Source organism: Arthrobacter sp. LFS091 (genome assembly GCF_047977885.1).
Lineage (GTDB): Bacteria > Actinomycetota > Actinomycetes > Actinomycetales > Micrococcaceae > Arthrobacter.
Genome location: NZ_JBFPFP010000003.1, coordinates 509,214 through 527,861 on the forward strand (window position 1 = coordinate 509,214; position 18,648 = coordinate 527,861).

Sequence of the window (18,648 nt, forward strand, 5' to 3'; positions counted from 1 at the left end):
AACTACTGAAGGGCAAGCCAAGTGACTATCGCAAGCATGCTCCCCCTCGGCGAACTCACCAATCCCGGCCAAATGCGCCTGGCCCTGGTTCAGGTGGTCAACTGGGGCACCTTCCATGGCGCCCACACCATGCACGTTGACCGCAAGGGCACCCTCCTGACGGGCAACTCGGGCGTCGGCAAGTCCACGCTGTTCGATGCCATGCTCCGTGTGTTCGATGCCCGCCCCCGCTCCAACGAGGCCGCGGCCCAGCGGTCCGGCGGCGCTGTGGAGGACAAGAGGACCACGTTCACCTACATGCGCGGCAAGGTTGGTGATAAGGCGGTGGGCGATAGCTCGGCCAGTGCCTTCCAGCGGCCGGGTGCCACCTGGTCCGCCGTCGCCCTGACGTTCGATAACGCAGCCGGCACGAAGGTGACGGTGTCGGCGCTGTTTGACTTGCCGAAGAACGGCACGGAATCCAGCGTGGGGCGTTTCTACGTCATCGACAGCAAACCCTTGGACCTCGAGGCGATCGAGGGGATTGCCCAGAAGCGCTTCACGAAGGGTGCGCTGGAGGGGATTTTCCCGGACGGCCAGGTGTTCGACGTCCACAAGGCGTTTGCGGAGCGTTTCCGTAGGCTCCTGGGCATCAATTCTGACCAGGCGTTGCCCCTGCTTCGGGTGATCCAGGCCGGAAAAGGCCTGGGCGGCAGCGTGAACACGTTCTTCCGCGAGCAGGTTCTTGACGCGCCGGCTACCTTGTCGGCCGCGGACGATGTGGTGGAAGAATTCAGCAACCTGATGTCCATTCGGCAGCGTCTGGAGGATGTCCGGCAGCAGCGCGACCAACTGGCTCCTGTTCCCGGGTTGAACAAGGAGTACGCACAGGCGTTGCTGGACGCGAACCGCCTCCGGGAGTTGGCTGGCGAGGAGTTCGAGGCCTACAAGCAGCAGCTCGCCGTCACAGTGCACGCCAAGACGCTGGCCCGGTTCAAGGAGCTTGCGCAGTCCAAGGCCCAGGAGCTGGCTGCCGAGCGCGCGGTCCGCGATGCCCTTTCCAAGGAACTCCGCGACCTTGAGCTGGACTACAACAACCGCGGCGGCAACGCCATTTCGGCCATAGAGCAGTCGCTGGAGAACGCCAGGGTTGGCCTGAAGCTGCGTGAACAGGTGGAGGATTCGGCCAGGAAGGCGTTGGCTGATGCCGGCCTGAACCTTGAATGGTCGGCCGAAGGCTGGGATCAGGCGCATGAGCAGGCAGCTGCCCGGTCCGCTGAGTTGAAGGACGATTCGGAGGCCCTGAAGGAGCTCCGTTTCGAGGCTTTTGACGGCCATGCCACGAAGAAACGTGAGCTGGCGGCCGCCCAGCAGGAATTGTTGTCGTTGCGGTCGCGCAAGTCGTTGCTGCCGCCGTCGAGCATTGAGAACCGGGCCGCCATCGCAGCTGCCACCGGTGTCCCGGAAGAGCGCATGCCGTTCGGCGGCGAGCTGATCGACCTCGCCGAAGGGCAGGAGCAGTGGCGCCCCGCCGCCGAGCGCGCCCTGCGGAACCTGGCCACCACGTTGCTGGTTCCGGGCGAACACTTCGCGGCGGTCACCCGGTACTTGAACGACAACACCGTCCGCGGGGCCCTGCGCGCGGTGGACGTGTCCAAACCCCTGGCCGGCGGCGCCCTGGCTGTGGAGGACGTGTCCGACGGCGACCTGTTGACTAAGTTGAGCATCCTCACCTCTGGTGCCAATGCCGACGCCGGGGATTGGATCCGCGAGCGGATCGCCTTGGACTTCGCGTACCCGTGCGTGGAGGACCCGGACGAATTGGCCTCAATGGACAAAGGCCTGAGCCTGGGCGGCGTAGTCAAACGCAACAGGCACACCGTGGAGAAGGACGACCGGTTCACCAGCCGGCAGGATTACGTCCTCGGATTCGACAATGCTTCGAAGCTCGAACTTGTCGCAGCCCGCGTTGGTGAACTCGAAAACGAGTTGGCCAAAGCAGCCGAGTTGGCCCAAAGCCGCGAAGACTCACACCAAGGCATGGCCCGGCAGCTCGAAGCGCTGCGCCGGGTTGCTGAAGACGAGCGGCCGTGGGAACAGGTTTCCGCGGCAGTGGCAGCCGATGAGCTGGCTCGGATCGAACAGCGCCTGGCGGATGCGCTCGCAGCCCAGGCGGACCTTGAACCGCTGCGGGCCACCATCGAAGTCGTGCGCGAAAAGCACCAGTCATCGACGGGTGCGGCCGCTGTGCTGCAGAGCGAATACAAGGCGCTCGACCATCAGATGACCACCGCTGACGGCCTGCTCGATGCGGCGAGGCTGAAGCTTGAGCAGGCACCGCCGTCGGGGTCCACCGTGGCTGTGCTGGAGCCGTACTTCGCGGGCGCCGCGGAGGTGTCGGAGCTGCACGAGCTGGACAAGCTGGCTAACGCAGTCCGGAACACCTTGCTCGATGAGCTGCGCGGCGCGGAGTCGCGCGCCCAGGCGACGGCCGAGCGGCTGACCCGCATGTTCGAGGCGTTCGTCCGCGACTGGGGGAGTGCCATCAGCGCGGATCATGGCACGTCAATCGGGGCCGCCGGCGACTTCGAATCCCGGTACCACGCGATTGTGAGCGATGGTTTGCCCGCCCAGGAGGCCGAGTTCCGGCGGTTCTTCAACCAGCGCACGCACGAGTCGTTCAGCACGCTCCTGCATTTGCTGGATGAGGAACGCCGCAGCATCACCAGCCGCATCCTCCCGCTCAACGGGATCCTCTCCCAAGTGAACTTCCACGAGGGAAGCTACCTGGAACTGGATATCAAGCAGACCCTGCCTCCGACGGCCAAGGTCTTCAAGGACGCCATTCAAAACGCTTTGAAGGCCAAGCACACCCGCCCATCCCGCGGCGCCTCCGCTTCAGTTACGGAGGTGGACGACGACGCCGAGCTCACCGCCCGCTACAAGTCGCTCGAAACCCTGGTTAAGCGGCTCGGTTCGCAGACGCCGGAGGATCGTCGGTGGCGTGCCGAGGTTTTGGATGTCCGCGGGCACTTGTTCATCCAATGCAAGGAACACCGGGAGGTGCCTGCGAAATCGGGCAAGGCTGGGAAGAAGAAAACCGAAGTCTTCATGCATGCGGATACCGGCTCCATGTCCGGCGGTGAGCGCCAACGCTTTACGGCGTTCATCATGGCTGCCGCGCTGAGCTACCAGTTGGGCATTGCAGAGCAGGGTTTCACGACCTACGGCACAGTGATGATGGACGAGGCTTTCGTGCTGGCCTCGGAGGAGTTCGCGGGTGCCGGCATCAAGGCCCTTCACGAGTTCGGCTTCCAATTGCTGTTGGCTGCCCCCGAAAACGTGATCGACCTGTCCCGGCACCTTGGCTCCGTCACTGAAATCCTGAGGGACAAGCGGACCAACCGTTCGGGTGTCCTCACGGCGCCCGTCATCGCCGGACCCGGTGAGCCCGGGGCGTGGCGCTCTGAGGCAAACCCTGTGGACATCGTCCTGCGCTGACATTTGATTGGCCGCCTGCCGGCGAAGCTATCAGATGCTACATTTGTGCAGCCGGAATTAGATTCCGTTTTTACGATTGGGGGAATAGTGGCTGGTATTTACACGGATTTCGGGCACTATAGGGTGCCCGACCGCGCTGAGCTCAAGTCTGCGCTCGAGCAAGCGTCGGTCACGATAGATGCGAACGTCATGCTCGATCTCTACCGAGGCTCCGACGCATACACGTCCAACATGATGGTGGCACTGCGCTGGCTTGATAGTCGACTTTTTGTTACCCACCAAGCCATGAGAGAGTTTTGGCGAAATCGCACGTCAGTGCTGGAGGACAGAACAAAGGCCAAACTCGATATTGATCGGGCTCTTGGGAGCGCCAACCAAACATTGCGTCAAGCGTTCCGGCAGTGGGGTAACCGAACCCAGACATCTGACTCCGAAATTGCCGAGATAGCCAAGTTGTTGGACTCCTTCGTGGAAGGCAGCCGCGACCTTGTCTCGTCTTTTCACGTCGATGACACGGAAAACTACCCGGCCCCGTCTGAGGACCCCATTCTTCAGGAACTGGAATCAGTATTGGAAGGTCGAGTAGCAGGACCACTGGCTGCCGGTGAATGGTCCAAGCGCGTAGCGGAGGGTATCCGGCGGCATGAGGCCGGGATAGCTCCAGGGTTCAAGGAGAAGGCAAGCGACAAGGAGCACTTGCCTGAAAAAGTCGCGGGGGACTACCTTGTCTGGTCTCAAGCATGCGACATAGCCTGTGAATCCGGCACTCCGCTTGTAGTCATCACTCGGGACCAGAAGGAGGACTGGTGGTGGCGTGAGAAGGGCGCGTTCCTGGGACCTAATCGTGACCTCGTAGAGGAATTCAACGGACGTTCCGGTGGTCAGGTTTATCTCATGACCCCACAGGACTTTTTACGTCTATTTGCAGAACTCAACCACACAGAGCTCCCCGAAGACGCATTTGATGCGGGTTCTCAAGACGATGAGCTTGCATCCGCTGATCCTCTCGTTGCTTCGGAACCTGAGCCTGTTGTCGCTGATTCCGGCCGTTCGGAATGGACCCTCGAAGGGTACGAAGCTGTCATTTCCAGTTTGGAGTACGAAGGATCACGGCAGGCTGCGGTAATCGCGGCCGCAGTCGCGAATGATGGCTCTATTTCTCGGGAAGCCGTCTACGAGATCTGCGAGTTCGAACCCACGAGGATGCTTCGCGGGTTCACGAAACCAGTTGCTAGGCACACGCGAATGCTCCAGAAAGCTGGAAAAGTTCCCCATGGCGTGCCGGAGTTGTTGTCGCCCGCCTATGATTTCGGGCCGACAGCCAATCGTTGGGTTGTCCCTGACGAAGTTGTTCGGTTGGTGGGGGCCAGCGAGTAGACGCCTAGGCGATCAAACTTAACAACGGTGGCGGGGGTAGCAGTTTCTGTTAGCTCAGCAACAGCTAACCCCCCCGGGGTTTCTCTAAAGTCCGCGGACCCGGTCCATGAACAGTGCCGTGCGGGATTCCAGCCCGGCGATCTGTCGGAGGACGACGGCGGCCGGGTCTGGGTTGATCTCGTTGACGGGTGGTTCCTTGCGCACATTGGTGCTGCAACCGAACTCAGCGCAAATCAGGGTTCCCACGGTGTTCCCGTCCTTGCCCGATTGCCCGGCTTTCTTGGCGACCCACAGGTAAACGTCGTCTTTGGAGAACACGTCGCGGCACAGTTCGCAGAGGACTACCCGCCTTTTCCCGGAGCCGCCCTCGGGTGCCCGGAGCAGGACGCCTGTGAGCTTCCCCTGGTGCGGCACCACGAGGTAGCCGCGCTGGGGCATCTTCTCGTCACGCCAACCCAGGAACTCGAGGTTGTCCCAGTCGAGGCTGTCAAAGTCCGCGGGAAGGTTGAGTTTTGCAGCCTCGGAACGGCTGGCGTTAATAAAGGACGAACGGACCTGTTGGGCGGTGATTTTTTGCATGGCATTGCTTCCTTGGAAATGGTCGACGTCCGCGCACCATGAATCGGGCGCGGGGTGGCAAAGGACGTCGGTCATCAGCGCGAAGGGCACAGCAACGGGCGCCGGCTAGAAGCCGGGGCGGTCCGTGATGCCTGAATTGCTTAGAAGGATGCCGACGTGTTGGGGGAGTGCCAAGCAGGCCAACGTGGCCACCTCGCTGACTGTGGCAGCAGCAACTGATGCAGTGCGCATGCTCAACCCCTTGTCGTTCTTTGGAAGCGGTAGTCCGCTGACGCTATCCTCCCAAATTCCCGGCGCCGATGTCCACCCGATGTGAGTGGGGGTTGGTGTGAAGGGGTGGGGATGTGAGTGAGGGTTGGCGGGAAGGGGGTGGGGATGTGAGTGAGGGTTGGTGGGAAGGGGCGGGGATGTGAGTGAGGGTTGGTGGGAAGGGGTGGGGATATGAGTGAGGGTTCGACTTCTGTGATCTGCGCCTCAATCGGGAATAGGTGACGTAAATGTTTCTTAATTATCCTCAGGCTAGGCTAGCCTTACTTAGGTTCGCATCACTTACCTAAGGAGTCCCGTGGCTTCCCTTCTCCCACGCCGCGCCCTGCTGAAAACCGCAGGTACCGCGACAGCCGCTTTGGCCGCCGTCGCCCTCACCCTCACCGGCTGCTCCACTGGCCCCGCAACGTCTACGCCGGCGAGTGAGCAGGCTCAGTCCGCAGCATTCCCGGTGACCATCAAGAACGTCTTCGGTGAGACCACCATCAAGGAACAGCCCAAGCGCGTAGTCACCGTCTCGTGGGTCAACGACGACGTCGCGATCGCTTTGGGCGTTGTCCCGGTAGGAGTTCCCAAGAACGAGTGGGGCAACAACGACAAGGGCTCCACCCCTTGGAAGGACGCAGCACTCGAGAAGCTCGGCGCCGGTTTCGGCACCGATAAGGCTCCCGTCCAGTTCTCCGAAGCTGACGGCATCAACTTCACCGAGATCGCGAAGCTCAACCCGGACGTTATCCTGGCTGCCTACTCCGGCTTGGAAGAGGCTGACTACAAGAAGCTCAGCGAAATCGCCCCGGTTGTGGCGCAGCCCGAGCTTGCCTACGGCACGCCGTGGCAGGAAAGCACCACCCTGATCGGCAAGGCGCTGGGCAAGGAAGCCGAAGCCAAGAAACTGATCGAGGACACCCAGGCCAACGTTAAGGACAAGGTTTCCAAGTTCCCGCAGATCAAGGACAAGACCTTCATCTACGGCAACCTCGAACCTGCCAAGGGCGACGGCGCCAACGTTTACACGGCCATCGACAACCGTCCCCGGTTCCTCTCGGAAATCGGCATGAAGCTCGCCCCCGTGGTGGAGCAGAACACCAAGAGCAAGACCGAATTCTTCATCCCGTGGTCCGCTGAAAAGGCGAATGAGCTGGCATCCGATGTCTTCGTCACCTGGGTCCCGGACTCCAGCACGGCAGACGCCATCAAGGCCGACCCGTTGCTCGGCCAGATTCCCGCCGTCAAGAAGGGCGCACTGGTTGCCGACTCGGACCAGACCCTGACGCTCGCCATCTCCGCTTCCTCGCCGCTGAGCCTGCCGTGGGCACTGGACACATTCCTGCCGCAGCTGGGCAGCGCAGCGGACGCAGCAGGCAAGTAACCGCGATGAAATCGAGTACGACGACGGCACTCCAGGTGCGTGGCAACGGCACTTTGGTGTCGGCTGGCCAGGGAGACACTACCCCTGAGGCCGAGGGATCCGGTGCTTCCACCGGTTCCCGCGGCACCACAGCCAAGCGCTCCGCGTGGCTGATGGTGGCCGTCGTCGTACTTGCCGCAGTATGTGCCGCATCCCTGGCGATCGGTGCCCGCGGACTTTCCCTCACCACTGTGTGGGAAGCCCTCACCCACTTCAATCCGGCGGACGGCAACCACGCGGTTGTTATTGCCCGCATTCCCCGGACAGTCCTTGGACTCCTGGCCGGTGCAGCCCTCGGCCTGGCCGGTGCAGCGATGCAGGGTGTGGCCCGCAACCCGTTGGCCGATCCCGGCATCCTGGGCCTGAACGCTGGCGCTGCCCTGGCAGTCGTCCTCGGCATCTACGTCTTTGGCATTGGATCACTCTCCGGCTACATCTGGTTCGCCTTCATCGGCGCCGCAGTGGCCGCCGTCGTGGTTTATGCCATTGCGTCCCGTGGCCGCGACGGCGCGACGCCGGTCAAGCTCGCCTTGGCGGGCGCGGCTTTGAGCGCCGGGCTCTTTTCCCTTATGAACGTGATCCTGGTTTCAAGCCAGGACACCTTCGACCGCTTCCGTTTCTGGCAAGTAGGCAGTATTGGTGGCCGTGACTGGTCCGTGCTCCTGCCCGCGCTGCCATTCCTGGCGATCGGTGCCGTCATAATCCTCGCCGGTGGCAGGGTCTTGAACAGCCTGGCGCTCGGTGACGACATCGCCCGGGGCTTGGGGCAAAATGTCGCACTGTCCCGTGGAATAACCGGACTGGGCATTGTCCTGCTGTGTGGATCCGCTACCGCCTTGGCCGGTCCCATTGGATTCCTGGGACTTGTCATTCCCCACGCCGTCCGCTCCCTGACCGGCCCGGACTACCGCTGGATCCTTCCTTTCTCCGTGGTGACCGCCCCTATCCTGCTGATCACGGCCGACATCATAGGCCGCGTCATCCTGCTTCCGGGCGAAGTACCCGCCGGGATCATGACGGCCCTCATCGGAGCCCCCGTCTTCATCTGGCTCATCCGCCGCGGCAAGGGGGCAGGCCTGTGAGCACCCTCCATAAAGCCCCCGCCGAGGTGGCACCTAATGCCAACAAACACCCTCATCTTTTGCCACTTCGGCGCGTGCTGAGCCCTACGTTCTTCCTTGGCGTGGCCCTCGTGGTTATGTTTGCCGTGTACGTGCTCCTGGGCAGCTACACCGTCACCATCCCGGACTTCTTCACGATCGTCATCAACCACCTGACGGGCGGGGAAAAGATCCCGGGCGCCAGCTTTATCGTCATGGAGCACAAACTGCCCCGCGCGGTTGTCGGAACCATGATCGGCATTGCCTTCGGCCTGGCAGGCGCGCTCTTCCAAACCATGCTGCGGAACCCGCTGGCGAGCCCGGACATCATCGGCATCAGCTACGGTGCCAGCGCGGCAGCCGTGACGGCGATCGTCATTTTTGGGGCCTCCGGTGCTGTTGTCTCCTGGGCAGCATTGGGCGGGGCGCTCGGTGTTGCCGCCATCATCTACGCGATCTCCCGGGGCACCGGCTCTGGCGCTGGGGGCGGCAGCCGGGGCAACGCTGCAGGCAACCGCCTCATCCTCGCAGGCGTGGGAATCGCTGCGGCCCTCCACGCGGTGGTCAACTTCCTCATGACCCGTGCAGATATCCGCACGGCCGCCGACGCCCTCATCTGGCTCAACGGTTCGCTGAACTCAGCCACCTGGGACCGGGCAGGGATCCTTGCGGTTTCCATGCTGGTGCTGGTCCCCGCAGTCATCGCCCTGGCCGGCCCGTTGCGCATCCTCGAACTCGGTGACGACACTGCGGCCGGCCTTGGCATCAAGGTGAACGCAACCCGGCTGGGACTGGTGCTGACCGCCGTCGGATTTGCCGCCGTCGCAACTGCCGCGGCTGGCCCGGTAGCGTTCGTCGCGTTCCTCGCCGGACCGATCTCGCGCCGCGTCGTCCGCAAACCCAGCCTTCCGGCGTCGGCCCTTACCGGTGCGCTGATCGTACTGCTGGCAGATTTCTTCGCTTCCAACATTGCCCCCGTCATCCTCGACGGAACTGTCCTCCCGGTCGGCGTCATCACCGGCGCCCTCGGTGCACCCTTCCTGCTGTGGCTGCTGGTCACGTCGAACCGAAAGGAAGCCTGATATGGCCGTCCTCAATGCCCAGGACCTGACGCTCCAGTACGAGCAACGAAAGGTAGTGGAGGGGCTCTGCACCGAAATCCCCGAAGGAAAGGTGACCATGATCGTGGGCGCCAATGCCTGCGGCAAATCCACGCTCCTTCGCGGACTCTCGCGGCTCCTTAAGCCGGCTGGCGGTGCCGTGACCCTCGATGGCAAGGACATCCACACCCGCCCCGCCCGCGAACTTGCCCGCACGCTCGGCCTGCTTCCGCAGCACCCCACCGCCCCTGACGGCATCACCGTGCGCGACCTCGTGGGCCGCGGGCGGTATCCGCACCAAGGCTTCTTCCGCAGCTGGAGCGCGAGGGACGACCTCGCGGTGCAGCGCGCGCTCGACGCCACCGACACGCTTGGACTCGCTGAGCGAAGCATCGACGAACTGTCCGGCGGGCAGCGCCAGCGCGTCTGGATCGCCATGGCCCTGGCCCAGGAAACCGACGTATTGCTCCTGGACGAACCCACTACCTATCTGGACCTTGCGCACCAGGTTGAAGTCCTGGACCTGATTACCGACCTCAACCGCAGCCGAGGCACCACGGTGGCCATTGTGCTTCACGACCTCAACCTCGCCGCCCGCTACGCAGACCACGTCATCGCCATGAAGGGCGGGTGCATCGTAGCCGAAGGTCCCGCCCCGGAAGTGGTGACCGAGGAACTCGTGTTCAACGTCTTCGGCCTGGAATCCCGAGTGGTTCCGGACCCCATTTCAGGCACACCGCTGATCGTCCCCATCGGACGCCACCACGCACGCCCCGCAGCAACCAAGGAACTGGAGATCGCCTCATGAGTGCACAACCGACACAGGCCGCGGCAAGTGCCGCAGTGGAGCCCATGACCCTCGCCTTCGACGTCACCGTGACGGCGGTGCAGGAATTGAGCCCCAACTTCCGACGCATCACGTTCGGTGGATACTCCCTGCGTGACTTCGGCGTTGCCGGGGACACCCTGGACCTGCGCGTGAAGCTGATGATTCCCTCCTTCGACGCCGCCGGGCAGCAGATTCCGCTGCCTCCCTTCAAGATGGAAGAAGCCGGCTGGTACCGGGAATGGCTGGCCATGGATCCCGCCGTCCGCGGTGACATGCGCACCTATACGGTCCGCTCCGAACGGCTCGACGCCGTGTACCCCGAAATCGACATCGACTTCGTCATGCATTTCGACGACGACGGCCACGGCGGCCCCGCCGCCAACTGGGCCGTTGCCGCGAAGCCGGGTGACGCGATCACCATCATCGGGCCCAACAACCGGGCAGCCCAGTGCACTACAGCCGGGGCCTACGGTGGGATCGAATGGCGTCCGGGCCTTGCCCAACGTGTCCTGCTGGCGGGCGACGAAACCGCGGTGCCGGCCATCAGCGCCATCCTCGAAAGCCTCCCCGCCGACATGACCGGCCACGCGTTCCTCGAAGTACCGTCGGCAGCAGATTTCCAGGACATCTCCACCCCGGCCGACATCGAAATCACGTGGCTGGCCCGGGGCGCTGCCATTGGGCGATCCCGTCCGCACGGCGAGCTCCTCAAGGAAGCCGTGGCCAAAGCGGTTCCCGTGCCCGGCTGGGTAGGCCTCAAGGGCGCTGCGACGGCCGCGGGCCCCGAGCCCGAAGACGTCAATGTGGATCAGGACATCCTCTGGGAAACCCCACAGCGCATGGATGCCGCAGCCATCGAGGCCACCAAGAACCCCACGCTGCCCGCCGGTGCGCTGCCGTTCTACGCCTGGATTGCCGGCGAGGCATTCGTCATCAAGGAGATGCGGCGGTACCTGGTGCGGGATGTGGGTATCGACCGCAAGCAGGTTGCGTTCATGGGGTACTGGCGTCGGGGCAAAGCGGAAGGCTGATCCTCTCCGCTGGGTGGCCGGTTTCGACGCTCAATCACATCCCTCCCACTTCCAGCCGATGCTTAATCACATCCCTCCTGCTTCCGGCCGACGCTCTCTCACATCCCTTTTCCCGAGTTCACTTGGGGTTGGCTCGCACTTAACCGCGCGGCGGTAGCGTCGGGCAGGTGGTGGCTGGGGAGAACGTACGACGGCGGTTTGTCGCCCTGGGGGATTCCTTCACCGAAGGCGTGGGGGACCCAAGCAAGGTCCTGCCCAACGGGGTCCGTGGCTGGGCCGACCGGGTGGCCGAAAAGTTGGCCAAGGCCGAGCCGGGCTGGGAGTACGCCAACCTGGCTGTGCGCAGCAAGAGGCTCCGGCACGTCATCGACGAACAGCTTGAGCCGGCGCTTTCCATGGAACCGACGCTGATCACGCTGTATGCCGGCGGTAACGACATCCTGGATTTTGGAACCGACATGGATGCGCTCCTGAATGACTACGAACTGCTCGTCGCGCGGTTGAGCGGAACCGGCGCTACGTTGGTGCTGTTCACTGGCTTCGATGTGAAGGTGTCCGCCGTCCTGGAGCCCTTCAAGAAGCGCAACACCCTTTATAACCAACGCGTCCGCGACATAGCAGCCAGATACGGAGCCGTCCTGGTGGACTATTGGTGCTTCGACGCCTACAAGGATTCACGGATGTGGGCCCCGGATCGGCTCCACATGTCCAAGGCAGGCCACAAGTACCTGGCCGCCCAGGTCCTGGACCACCTCAACGTGCCGCACAAGATCTCGCTCAAGGAGTGGGATCCACCTACCCGCTTGTCTGTGCGCGAGTGGGAACGCCGGCAGCGCCGTTGGGTCAATGACTGGGTGGTGCCTTTGTTCGGACGCAAACTGCGGGGCATCACGCTGGGGGATACCTTGAACCCGCGTTGGCCGCAACCGGTCCAGGTTCCGCGCAAAGGCGGGTTGAAAAAGCTCATGCAGGACCGGGAGGCAAGGCAGTGAAGGAACAGACCAGGTTCGTGGCCCTCGGCGATTCCTTCACCGAGGGTGTTGGCGACATCGACCTTCGGCTGCCGAACAATTGCCGCGGCTGGGCCGACAGGGTGGCCGAGGAACTCGCCAGGGCCGATGACCGGACAAGATACGCCAACCTGGCCATCCGGGGGCGCCGGCTCCAGCGGATCATCGATGAACAGATCGAGCCCGCGCTGGCCATGCGTCCTACGTTGGTCAGCTTCTACGCGGGCGGGAACGATCTATTGATGGCAAGGCTGAACATGGCCCAGCTCATGCGGGACTATGAGCATGCAGTGCGCCGCCTGAAAGCCAGCGGAGCCACGTTGCTGTTGTTCACGGGCTACAACGTCCCTTTGTCCCCGTTGCTTGAACCCCTCAAGGTCCGCACGGCCATCTATAACCGCAACATTCGGCGGATTGCCGCGAAGTATCAGACGCTCCTGGTCGACTACTGGTGCTTCGAAAAGTTTCAGGATCCCCGCATGTGGGCCCCGGATCGCCTGCATATGGCTTCTCCCGGACACAGCTACATGGCCAAAAAGGTCCTGGAGGTCCTGGGGGCGCCGCACTCGCTCCAGTCACCGGCGCTCGCCGCTCCCCTTCAGCGGTCCCTGGCCAAGAACATCGTCGACGACGTCACCTGGCTGAAGCGCGACGTCGGACCGTGGTTTTCGCGCCGGCTCCGGGGCGTCTCAAGCGGGGACCACCTGGGTGCCCGTTGGCCGGAACTGATGCCCGTGGTGCTCCCCGAACGGCTTGGTACCGCCAGCGCGCGGGAGGATCAGTTGTCGAGCAGGTTTTCGTAACCCTCCGCGACGCTGGTTGCGGTGAATTCGATGATCTCGAAGTCAGCTACGCCATTGCTGTAGAAGGGGTCCTTGGCCAAGGACGCGTCCAGCGTTGCCCGGTCGACTTTGGACAGCAGCACACCTCCCGTGGCTGGGACGCGACGGCCCGACGCGAGGAAGATCCCGCCGTCGAACGCGTCCTTAAGCCAGGCCATGTGGCCTGGGCGGTGAAAGTCGACAATTTCGTCGGGAACCTTGTAGGTCAATGAGACAACGAACATGCGCACAGCCTATCTGTTGGGCCGTCAGGAAGACCTAAGGAAGCTGCGGATTCTCATAAGATGGGTTCATGACTCAACCCCGCTGGCTCAACGCCGACGAACGCCGTGCCTGGCTGGCGCTGCTCAGCATCAACACCTTGCTCCCTTCGGCGTTGGACACCCAGCTGCAGTCGGCCGGCAAGCTCTCCCTTTTCGACTACAACGTGCTGGCCATGCTCTCCGAAACTGAAGGCCGTTACCTTCCCATGAGCGAGCTCGCTGCGCGGACAAGTGCCTCCTTGTCGCGGCTCTCGCATGTGGTCACCAAGTTGCAGAAGCGCGGCTGGGTTGAACGGCAGGCTCACCCCGGCGATGCCCGTGTCACCGTTGCGCACCTGACTGAGGCCGGCATGTCCACCATCGTGTCCCTTGCCCCGGGACACGTGGAAGCCGTGCGCACGCTGATGCTCGATTCGTTGAGCCCGGAGGACGTCGCGGATCTCGCACGCATCGGTGAGAAGATCGTGGCCCGCCTGGACAACAACCACTGGATCCTTCGGGACTCCTAGGCGGACGAATAACCCCGGGCTTTGTGGCCGCAACAGGTGAAGTGGCAAACTGACGGCATGGATTTTTCTGCCCGATATGTTGCCCTGGGGGACTCGTTCACGGAGGGTGTCGGAGACGACGACCCCACCCGCCCCAACGGCGTTCGCGGCTGGGCCGACGTGGTGGCCCAGCAGCTCGCCCACAGCAACGCGGGCTTCGGCTACGCTAATCTCGCCGTCCGCGGGCGGAAACTCCGCCAGATCATGGCAGAGCAAGTGGATGCCGCCGTCGCCATGAACCCAACCTTGGTGACGCTGTACGCGGGGGCCAACGACATCCTGCGGCCCAAGATCGATATTGATGCGCTCTTGGAGGAATACGACGCCGGCATCGCCAAGTTGAGCGCGACGGGCGCCACGGTGGTCCTCTTCACGGGCTTTGACGCGAAAGGCTCAAAAGTCTTCAGCGCCATGCGCGGGCGTACGGCCATTTACAACGAGCTGGTCCGTGAAATCGCGGAAAACCATGGTGCCCTGCTGGTGGACTACTGGCGATTCGACGAATACGACGATTGGCGCATGTGGGGCGAGGACCGGATGCACATGTCCACCGCAGGCCACGTCAATATGGCAAAGCGGGTGCTGGACGTCCTGGAGCATGAGCACGCGATCGAGGTGCCGGAGCTCGCACCGATGAAGCTGGCCAACAGGGTGGAATCCTTGAAGGCCAATGCCCGCTGGGTCAGGGAATCCGCGGCTCCCTGGGTATCGCGCCGCCTGCGGGGAGTCTCATCAGGGGACGGCTTGAGCCCGAAGTACGCCGAACTGGTCAGGCCGCTCTAAGCGGCTTCCCTGAAACCGGGCGTCGAAAGAAGCGTTCCATCCCGGCGGACCGCCAGCACTTCGACGCCCCAATCCTCCACGGCCCGGTCCAGTGCATTCGTACCACCGGCGACGATGGCCGTCGCAAGGACGTCGGCTGTCACGATGTCCGACGCCGCAACGGACACTTGGGCGAATTCGGGCCTGCTCGAACCAACTGCCCAAATATGTTCCCCGCGTTCGGATGATCCCGACGTAGCCAAGGCGCTCAGGGGACCCAAGGGAAAAGCCCCCAGCAACGCCTGCCGATTCAACGGATCCACGATCCCCGCAAGCCACGGTTCACGGGTGTCCGGAGCTGTGTGGCCGGGATCGGGCGACCCACTCACCAGCACGTCACCGCCGGCGTTGACGCACCAGTCTTGCAACCCAATCGCCCTCAACGACAATGCCGCTTCCCGCATGGCATGTGCTTTCACGATCCCTGACAGGTCCAAACCGCCATCCGGCCGCTCTGCCGTGAAGGCTCCTTCCGTGGCGAGCCGCCACTCGGATGCCTCGGAGTAGAGCTCCTTCATTGTGTCCGAGGCGGAGGCCAGGGCCAGCTCGCCGCGGTTCAAACGGCTCGCCTCCGAGCCTGCCCGGTAAAGGCTGAACGTCAGGTCCAGTTGCGTGAAAATGCCTTCAACCACCTCGACGGCGGATTCAACCTCATCGACGGCGGTCTCAGCAGGCGCTGTGCTTGCCACCGTCAGGCTCACCACGGTGCCCATGCTGGCGAACGTACGGGCCCGGAGCCGTTGCGGCTTAGAAGTTCGCTGCATCGAGGGCCGCCTGGAGGGAAGTCAGGTAAGCATCGCTGGTAACAGTCGCGCCTCCGACGGTTTGGACGTTGGCGGACTGGGCCTGCAGGACTTCGGACCTCAGGATGGGAGCTGCCCGGCTGCTGATCTGCGCGGATTTCCGTTCCGCATCCGTGAGCTGGAGTGGCGTGACCTCGGTGATCTTGCCGTCCTGGATGGTGACCCGGACCTGGACTGTACCGAAGCGGGTCTGGACCTGAGTGCCGTCGTAAGTGGCCGCCGTCGTACTTCCTGCACTGCCGCTGCCGCTGCTGGTTCCGGACTTGCCGGTTGTCCCACTGGTTCCGGTACTTCCGGTACTTCCGGTACTTCCGGAATGTCCGTTGCTGGCCGTGCTGCTCAGGCTGGTTGTGGTCGCTGTACCGGTCTCGGCGATATGGGCCCCTGACTGCCAGCCGGCCAGGAGGACGCCTGCCGATGCCACTGCGGTTGCGAGGGCTGCTCGAATTCTCACCAGTCGAACCTTTCGTAGTGGAGTTGTTCCGTGGGGACACCTGCGAGCTCGACGTCCCGGATAACCGACGCTGCCCAAGGGGCGGGGCCGCAAACATAGACGTCGGCATCAGTGATGTTCTGAACGTAGGAGTGGAGTCCAAAGCCGGCCCGAACCGCGTCCTGCGGTAGCCACGGGTGATCGCCCTGGGACCGCGGCCCCGTCAGGTGGAAGAGGGTGGCGCCCCGGGTTTGACACAGGGCCATGATTTCCCGGTCGAGGAAGAGTTCGGTTTCGTCGTGGCCGCGGAGCAGCACAGTTGCGTCGCCGGGCTGGAATGGCGTTGATTCAAGCAACGAGCGCAGGGGAGTAATTCCAATTCCGGCGCCGATCATCACCAATTTGTTGCGGGTCCTGGCGGCCGTGCTGAACATGCCGTAGGGTCCCTCGATGGCCACCCTGGTGCCGGGCTTGATGTGCTCCAGGTTGGCTGTTCCTTTGCCAAGTGCCCGGACGGTGATGCGGAGTTTCCCGGGCTGGTTGCCTTGTCCGGTAAAGGGCTCTGCGGACAGGCTGAACGGATGCGGTTGCCACCATTGCCCTGGCGCCAGGAAGCGCCAGAAGAAGAACCGGCCGCCGGAACCGGCCAGCCGCGCAAGGTTGCGACCCGTCATTTCGATGCTGAAGACGCCCGGGGAAACCCGGACCACCCTGCTCACGGTGATTTGATGCCTGAAAGTAGCCGCGATGGGCTGCCAGATCCGGAACCAGAGCAGGGCCGCGCCGGTACCCACGCAAAGCACCAGCCAGTACCAGCGCTGCCAGGTGCCCTCCGCAAACAGCCCGCCCACGCTGAACTGGTGCGGGATGGCAGTCCCCACCGCCGCGTAGGTGAGCAGGTGTATTGCGTACCAAAATTCGTAGGGGAACTTGCGGCGGACAGCCACCAAGGACGTCACCACCACGGCAATGAACAGCGCCGTTGAGACGAAAGCAAGCCACATGTCCGGAACATTCACCCACAGCGAGACCGACTCACTGACAGGATCCAGTCCCTCCGCAGCGCCGTACCCGACAGCCAGCAGCACACCGTGGGCAAGCAGGAGATAAAGCGCCGGCTTGCCCAAGGTCTTGTGGACCTCCACGGCACGGTCGTGTCCGATGGTGTTGTCAATGAACGGAATCCTGGCGGCCAACAGCAACATCAGCAGGACGATATCCATGCCAATCAAGCCGGCAACGATCCCGAGCGCCGTCATCGTTCCCGCGAAGCTCGAGAAACCGTTCGCCCCGCCGTCGGCCAGCCACAGGGCCACCGACGCTGCACCCGACAACCACGCGAGGCCTCCCAGAAGGTCGGTCCGGGCCAGCCGCCGTCGTGCCTGCGAATGGAAACGTTCGACGGCGGTGGGCCGCTTCCCTTTGGCCCCTTCCGGAGCGCTTTTCACCGGTGAGCCGGAGGTAAGTAGCGAGGTCATGAATCAAGACTCGCCATGATTCCTTTCATTCTGCTGTGAAAGGGCTGGCGAGGGCTTATGATTCCTGATTGGTCTTAATTTGGCCTGACCCGTAGAATAGTTAGGCGCTAGGTAGTGCGGATCGTGTGCAATTGCTCCGGTTGGTGGTGAGTGTCAGTCTGACTGACCTCCCGGTGGCCGGTAGTTAGGGGCTCAAGTTGCGTGCATTCCTGTATTCGCCCGGTATCCCAGGTTCCGATTCAGTGGTTTCCACTGCTCTGTCCTGAGGCCAACCTTCTTCGCCGCAGTTGCTGCGGAAACTACCGAAATGGTTTGGACCGGATGCGGACACTGCCTGTCGCACGGTAACGCAGGAACATCTGCACGCCGTTACATTCAATCTTTGGAGGAGAGTCATGGCAGCACACTGCCAAGTGACCGGAGCCGAGCCGGGCTTTGGACACAGCATTTCGCACTCGCACCGTCGCAACAAGCGTCGGTTCGACCCGAACATTCAGAAGAAGCGCTACTGGGTTCCGTCCCTGCGCCGTAATGTCACGCTGACCCTGTCAGCCCGTGGCATCAAGACCATCGACGTACGCGGCATCGACTCAGTCGTTGCTGACATCCTGGCACGAGGAGTAAAGCTCTAATGGCAAAGGACAAGGACGTACGTCCGATCATCAAGCTGAAGTCCACTGCGGGCACCGGTTACACCTACGTAACCCGCAAGAACCGTCGTAACGACCCTGACCGCCTGGTCTTGAAGAAGTACGACCCCAAGATCCGCCAGCACGTCGAATTCCGAGAGGAGCGCTAAACACATGGCAAAGAAGTCCAAGATTGCTCGCAACGAGCAGCGCAAGGTCATTGTTGAGCGTTACGCTGCCAAGCGTCTCGAACTGAAGAAGACCCTGGTTGACCCCAACGCGACTGACGAAGCACGCGAAGCTGCACGCCTCGGCCTGCAGAAGCTGCCCCGCAACGCCTCCCCGATCCGTCTGCGTAACCGCGACCAGATCGACGGCCGTCCCCGCGGTACGCTCCAGAAGTTCGGTATCTCCCGTGTTCGCTTCCGCGACATGGCTCACCGTGGTGAGCTCCCGGGCATCACCAAGTCTTCCTGGTAATCACGAAGTCCTGAAAAGGCCGGCAACCGTTATGGTTGCCGGCCTTTTTTGTGTTTAAGCCCCGTGGCCTTCGTTTCGGGTGGACGCTCTCTCATGTTCCGCCTGTTTCAGACCGACGCTCTCTCACGTTCCGCCTGTTTGGTGTTGACGCTCCTTCATGTTCGGCCGG

20 protein-coding genes are annotated in these 18,648 nt (G+C 62.9%); 14 read left to right on the plus strand and 6 right to left on the minus strand.

Annotation, left to right across the window (positions count from 1 at the left end; translation table 11 throughout):
- Window positions 1-21: 21 nt before the first annotated feature.
- Both ACNQOP_RS08120 and ACNQOP_RS08125 read left to right on the plus strand, forming a co-directional pair.
- The gene (locus tag ACNQOP_RS08120; protein ID WP_416404038.1) at window positions 22-3,480 is read left to right on the plus strand and encodes an ATP-binding protein; all 3,459 of its coding nucleotides are present in this window, start codon (window positions 22-24) and stop codon (window positions 3,478-3,480) included.
- Window positions 3,481-3,567: 87 nt separating this feature from the next.
- Window positions 3,568-4,857: a PIN-like domain-containing protein gene (locus ACNQOP_RS08125; protein WP_416404040.1), complete on the plus strand. Its 1,290-nt coding sequence runs from the start codon at window positions 3,568-3,570 to the stop codon at window positions 4,855-4,857.
- Between the two features lie 84 nt (window positions 4,858-4,941).
- On the opposite strand, the gene ACNQOP_RS08130 is transcribed toward ACNQOP_RS08125, so the two are convergent.
- Together ACNQOP_RS08130 and ACNQOP_RS08135 are read right to left on the minus strand one after the other, a co-directional pair.
- A complete protein-coding gene (locus ACNQOP_RS08130) occupies window positions 4,942-5,436 on the minus strand; it encodes an FBP domain-containing protein (protein WP_416404041.1) in 495 nt (164 codons plus the stop codon).
- 105 nt (window positions 5,437-5,541) lie between these two features.
- Window positions 5,542-5,667 carry a hypothetical protein gene (locus ACNQOP_RS08135; protein ID WP_416404043.1) on the minus strand — a complete coding sequence of 42 codons (126 nt, stop codon included), beginning with the start codon at window positions 5,665-5,667 and terminating at the stop codon, window positions 5,542-5,544.
- Window positions 5,668-6,001: 334 nt separating this feature from the next.
- Here ACNQOP_RS08135 and ACNQOP_RS08140 point away from each other — a divergent pair, with 334 nt between their 5' ends.
- The 7 genes from ACNQOP_RS08140 to ACNQOP_RS08170 all read left to right on the plus strand — a co-directional run bounded on the left by ACNQOP_RS08140 (window position 6,002) and on the right by ACNQOP_RS08170 (window position 12,984).
- Window positions 6,002-7,072 (plus strand): iron-siderophore ABC transporter substrate-binding protein, encoded by a 1,071-nt coding sequence (locus tag ACNQOP_RS08140; protein WP_416404045.1) that lies wholly within the window; start codon window positions 6,002-6,004, stop codon window positions 7,070-7,072.
- A 5-nt stretch (window positions 7,073-7,077) separates the two neighbouring features.
- Window positions 7,078-8,193 (plus strand): FecCD family ABC transporter permease, encoded by a 1,116-nt coding sequence (locus tag ACNQOP_RS08145; protein ID WP_416404047.1) that lies wholly within the window; start codon window positions 7,078-7,080, stop codon window positions 8,191-8,193.
- The gene (locus ACNQOP_RS08150) at window positions 8,190-9,293 is read left to right on the plus strand and encodes a FecCD family ABC transporter permease (protein WP_416404049.1); all 1,104 of its coding nucleotides are present in this window, start codon (window positions 8,190-8,192) and stop codon (window positions 9,291-9,293) included. The genes ACNQOP_RS08145 and ACNQOP_RS08150 overlap by 4 nt, the downstream gene beginning before the upstream one ends.
- A gap of 1 nt (window position 9,294) precedes the next feature.
- Window positions 9,295-10,119: an ABC transporter ATP-binding protein gene (locus ACNQOP_RS08155; protein ID WP_416404051.1), complete on the plus strand. Its 825-nt coding sequence runs from the start codon at window positions 9,295-9,297 to the stop codon at window positions 10,117-10,119.
- Window positions 10,116-11,171, plus strand: coding sequence for a siderophore-interacting protein (locus tag ACNQOP_RS08160; protein ID WP_235520939.1), 1,056 nt, complete (start codon window positions 10,116-10,118; stop codon window positions 11,169-11,171). Before ACNQOP_RS08155 ends, ACNQOP_RS08160 begins: the two co-directional genes overlap by 4 nt.
- Before the next feature lie 170 nt (window positions 11,172-11,341).
- Window positions 11,342-12,163 carry an SGNH/GDSL hydrolase family protein gene (locus ACNQOP_RS08165; RefSeq protein ID WP_235520936.1) on the plus strand — a complete coding sequence of 274 codons (822 nt, stop codon included), beginning with the start codon at window positions 11,342-11,344 and terminating at the stop codon, window positions 12,161-12,163.
- The gene (locus tag ACNQOP_RS08170; RefSeq protein WP_416404054.1) at window positions 12,160-12,984 is read left to right on the plus strand and encodes an SGNH/GDSL hydrolase family protein; all 825 of its coding nucleotides are present in this window, start codon (window positions 12,160-12,162) and stop codon (window positions 12,982-12,984) included. Before ACNQOP_RS08165 ends, ACNQOP_RS08170 begins: the two co-directional genes overlap by 4 nt.
- Here ACNQOP_RS08170 and ACNQOP_RS08175 read toward each other — a convergent pair.
- Entirely contained in the window at window positions 12,960-13,247 is a 288-nt protein-coding gene (locus ACNQOP_RS08175; protein WP_235520931.1) for a YciI family protein, read from the minus strand. The genes ACNQOP_RS08170 and ACNQOP_RS08175 overlap by 25 nt on opposite strands.
- A gap of 68 nt (window positions 13,248-13,315) precedes the next feature.
- On the opposite strand from ACNQOP_RS08175, the gene ACNQOP_RS08180 reads away from it, so the two are divergent.
- Both ACNQOP_RS08180 and ACNQOP_RS08185 read left to right on the plus strand, forming a co-directional pair.
- Window positions 13,316-13,795, plus strand: coding sequence for a MarR family winged helix-turn-helix transcriptional regulator (locus ACNQOP_RS08180; protein WP_416404056.1), 480 nt, complete (start codon window positions 13,316-13,318; stop codon window positions 13,793-13,795).
- A gap of 57 nt (window positions 13,796-13,852) precedes the next feature.
- A complete protein-coding gene (locus tag ACNQOP_RS08185; RefSeq protein WP_416404058.1) occupies window positions 13,853-14,617 on the plus strand; it encodes an SGNH/GDSL hydrolase family protein in 765 nt (254 codons plus the stop codon).
- Here the strand turns inward: ACNQOP_RS08185 and ACNQOP_RS08190 are convergent.
- The 3 genes from ACNQOP_RS08190 to ACNQOP_RS08200 are packed head-to-tail and all read right to left on the minus strand — an operon-like array spanning window position 14,614 to window position 17,370.
- Window positions 14,614-15,420 carry an FAD:protein FMN transferase gene (locus tag ACNQOP_RS08190; RefSeq protein WP_416404060.1) on the minus strand — a complete coding sequence of 269 codons (807 nt, stop codon included), beginning with the start codon at window positions 15,418-15,420 and terminating at the stop codon, window positions 14,614-14,616. The two genes, ACNQOP_RS08185 and ACNQOP_RS08190, sit on opposite strands and share 4 nt — an antisense overlap.
- On the minus strand, window positions 15,404-15,913 hold the full coding sequence (locus ACNQOP_RS08195; protein ID WP_416404062.1) for an FMN-binding protein: 510 nt from the start codon (window positions 15,911-15,913) through the stop codon (window positions 15,404-15,406). Before ACNQOP_RS08195 ends, ACNQOP_RS08190 begins: the two co-directional genes overlap by 17 nt.
- Entirely contained in the window at window positions 15,910-17,370 is a 1,461-nt protein-coding gene (locus ACNQOP_RS08200) for a ferric reductase-like transmembrane domain-containing protein (protein ID WP_416404064.1), read from the minus strand. The genes ACNQOP_RS08195 and ACNQOP_RS08200 overlap by 4 nt, the downstream gene beginning before the upstream one ends.
- A gap of 395 nt (window positions 17,371-17,765) precedes the next feature.
- On the opposite strand from ACNQOP_RS08200, the gene rpmB reads away from it, so the two are divergent.
- The 3 genes from rpmB to rpsN are packed head-to-tail and all read left to right on the plus strand — an operon-like array spanning window position 17,766 to window position 18,479.
- On the plus strand, window positions 17,766-18,002 hold the full coding sequence (rpmB, locus tag ACNQOP_RS08205; RefSeq protein WP_011776361.1) for a 50S ribosomal protein L28: 237 nt from the start codon (window positions 17,766-17,768) through the stop codon (window positions 18,000-18,002).
- Window positions 18,002-18,169: a 50S ribosomal protein L33 gene (gene rpmG, locus ACNQOP_RS08210; RefSeq protein ID WP_003798558.1), complete on the plus strand. Its 168-nt coding sequence runs from the start codon at window positions 18,002-18,004 to the stop codon at window positions 18,167-18,169. Before rpmB ends, rpmG begins: the two co-directional genes overlap by 1 nt.
- A gap of 4 nt (window positions 18,170-18,173) precedes the next feature.
- Window positions 18,174-18,479 (plus strand): 30S ribosomal protein S14, encoded by a 306-nt coding sequence (rpsN, locus tag ACNQOP_RS08215; RefSeq protein WP_011776360.1) that lies wholly within the window; start codon window positions 18,174-18,176, stop codon window positions 18,477-18,479.
- Window positions 18,480-18,648 lie beyond the last annotated feature (169 nt).